The 2,940-nt window shown below is 50.7% G+C and carries 3 protein-coding genes; all 3 read left to right on the forward strand.

All coding sequences use genetic code 11. The annotated features are described in order from the left end of the window. Positions 1 to 1,443 (forward strand): IctB family putative bicarbonate transporter (locus tag RMO35_RS05620; RefSeq protein WP_309739194.1); only part of this gene is annotated, 1,443 nt, incomplete at its 5' end. Continuing rightward, the gene (locus RMO35_RS05625) at positions 1,436 to 2,803 is read left to right on the forward strand and encodes an O-antigen ligase family protein (protein WP_309739195.1); all 1,368 of its coding nucleotides are present in this window, start codon (positions 1,436 to 1,438) and stop codon (positions 2,801 to 2,803) included. The genes RMO35_RS05620 and RMO35_RS05625, both read left to right, overlap by 8 nt. A gap of 28 nt (positions 2,804 to 2,831) precedes the next feature. Beyond that, the coding region (locus RMO35_RS05630; RefSeq protein ID WP_309739196.1) for a DnaJ domain-containing protein at positions 2,832 to 2,940 on the forward strand (109 nt) is incomplete at its 3' end.

The following is a 2,940-nucleotide window of genomic DNA, read 5'->3' on the forward strand; positions in this document are numbered from 1 at the left end:
TTGATGTATTCTTTGTGGCAACGCCTGACATTATCAGACATATCCCCAAATAGATGGGTTGATGCTAGTTATCTGCATCGCTGGGTGGGCTGCTTGCAATCTTGGCGACAACAGAGTTGGCTGATGCAGTGGGGCGACGAAATTGGCGCGATTTTGACATCGATCGTCTTTGTGATGTCGCCATTTGTGCCGTCCACACCAGGACTCTCCACCGAAACTATTGCCCTAGTCATGGGAGCCATAGCAGCTTTCTGGGTACTGCTGACTCTAGTCGATAATCGCGGTGGGGGCATTACGCCCATTCACATCACGCTGCTAGTATTTTGGACGATCTCGGCAATCTCCACGGGTTTATCGCCCGTTAAGGATGCCGCCCTGCGGGGGCTAAACTTAGTCAGTTTGTATCTGATCTTGTTTGTGATGTTAGCGCGGTTGTGTCGCTCCGCCCGAATTCGGAGCTGGCTGATCGGGATTTACCTGCATCTGGCGGTAATTGTCAGTGCGTATGGCATTCATCAGTCGATTTATGGTGCCAAACAGCTCGGAAATTGGGTCGATGCGGAGTCTACTCTATCCAAAACCACGCGGGCATATAGCTATCTCAACAATCCCAATCTCTTGGCAGCATATCTATTACCCGCGATCGCATTTAGTGTCGCTGCTTATTTTATCTGGAGCGGTTGGATGCAGAAGACTCTGGCGATCGTGATGGTAGTGACAAATACCTATTGCTTGCAAGTTACTTACTGTCGCGGTGCTTGGGTAGGAGCGATCTTGGGCGCGATCGTGGCGGCGGCGTTGGTGTACTATTGGTTGCGCCCGACATTGCCCAAATTTTGGAAATCATGGGCATTACCGATCGCTTTAGGCGCGATGTTCGTCATCGGTGGGTTGACAATTATCGCTGTACCGATGCTGCGCGATCGGGTATTGAGTATTTTTAGCGGTGGCAAAGATAGTAGTAATAACGTCCGGCTCGAAGTCTGGAAAGCCGTCAGTAAAATGATTCACGATCGACCTATTTGGGGCTTTGGGCCAGGAGATCGGGTATTTAAGAAGATTTATCCCATTTATCAAACTAGCCCCCGCTTCGGCGCGCTAGCAGCCTACTCGATCTTCTTAGAAACGATCGTCGAAATTGGCTTTATCGGCTTCGCTGCTCTACTATGGTCGATCGCCGTAACAATTAACTGTGGCATTAAAGGTTTAGCAAAGTTGCGATCGACCGGGAATCCCCAAGCTTATTGGCTGATTGCCGCGATCGTGGCAATTGTCGCCACGATCGGGCAAGGTACCACCGATACCGAATGGTATCGTCCCCAGATTCAAACCTTATGGTGGTTGCTCGTCGGCATCGTAGCGAGCTTTTACCCCGGCGTTGACGAGCCAGATTTTGTCACCGCTCCCGTAACTCCCATCCTCGATCGTGCCACTGATGCCTAACTTTCTGTCCCTAATTCCCGGCGCAAATTGGCAACATCCCAAGCCGCAACTCCAGTCAGCGTGGAGCTTTGCGAGAATTGGCTTCCTGATTTTTCCGATCTTACCCGCGCTCGGGGTGCTGCCGATTTTTATCGCCTTAGTATTAACATGGGTCAAAGCTAGGCGCGAAATTTTGCGCCATCGAGTCAATTGGTTGCTGGCAATCTGGAGTGTCTGGGCGATCGGGGTATCGTTATTTGGCGTCTCGCCGGGAGATGCCCTACTCGGCTTAGCCAATCTCGTGCCCTTTTTCGGCTTTTTTGCCGCTTATAGCGTGCTGATCCAAACCCTAGAGCAGTTACGACAATTGGCGTGGATTTTTCTACTCTCAGCGATTCCGGTGATTCTAATCGGATATGGGGAATTGTGGTTGGGATGGGGCGGCGAACTGAGTGTCATGGGCAGTCCGATCCAGATTTTTGGGCTGCATCCCGGCGGTAATCCGCTCGGGCGGATGTCCTCATTATTTGGCTATGCGACTGGCTTTGCCGAATACTTACAGATGGTATTTATCTTTGGTTTGGGCTTGTGGGTGGATACTTGGGAGCGGCGGTGTAATGATGTGTCAGCCAAGTTACCCCCAGTGGCGGTGTGGAAATCGCCCAAGTTAATTTATCTAAGTTTATTTCTGCTCTTGGGTGGTGGTGCCCTGATTCTGACTAGTTCGCGATCGGCTTGGGGTGGCGCGATCGTCAGTATGCTAGTCTTTGCGGCTTATCAATCTTGGTACGGAATTTTGGGATTAGTAACGGCGCTAATGGCGGTAATTTTTAGTTCGGCATACGCACCATCGCCCCTCAAAGAACCCCTGCGGGCGATCGTCCCCCGCTACTTTTGGGCGCGAATTACCGATGAGATGTATCCCGATCGTCCCGATGCGCTAACGCGAGTCGCCCAGTTTAAATTTGCCGGGAAACTGATCCAGGAACGTCCGCTCACAGGTTGGGGAATGCAAAGTTTTGGCAATCTCTATCAAGCCTACAGTCAGATCTGGGTGCCGCAGCCCCATAACGTAGTAGTCATGCTGGGCGCTAGTTTGGGACTACCTGCGACCATCTGCTTAGTAGGCATCATTGGCTGGATCGTCACCTGCGGGACGCGGTTATTTCTCGATTTTCCGATCGAATGGCGGCATTCGCGGACGATATTTTTTACCTATTTGATGGCCTTTAGTGGGTTTGTCGCCTTTAACATGACTGATGTGACGCTCCCAGATCTGCGCCTAAATACGTTAGCTTGGTTATTATTGGCGAGTATTTGCGGGCTATTTTATCAGTCGCAACTCTCTATCGGATCTGCACCGCGAGAGCATCGCCTGTAACTTTAGCTAACTACTCAAATCTTGTCTGGTGAATAGCAAACAGCAGCAAACTTACTACGATTTATTAGGGATCCATCCCAGCGCATCCGCGATCGAAATTCGGCGTGCTTATCGGAAAATGAGCAAAAAGTACCATC

Source organism: Chamaesiphon sp. OTE_20_metabat_361, from assembly GCF_031364565.1.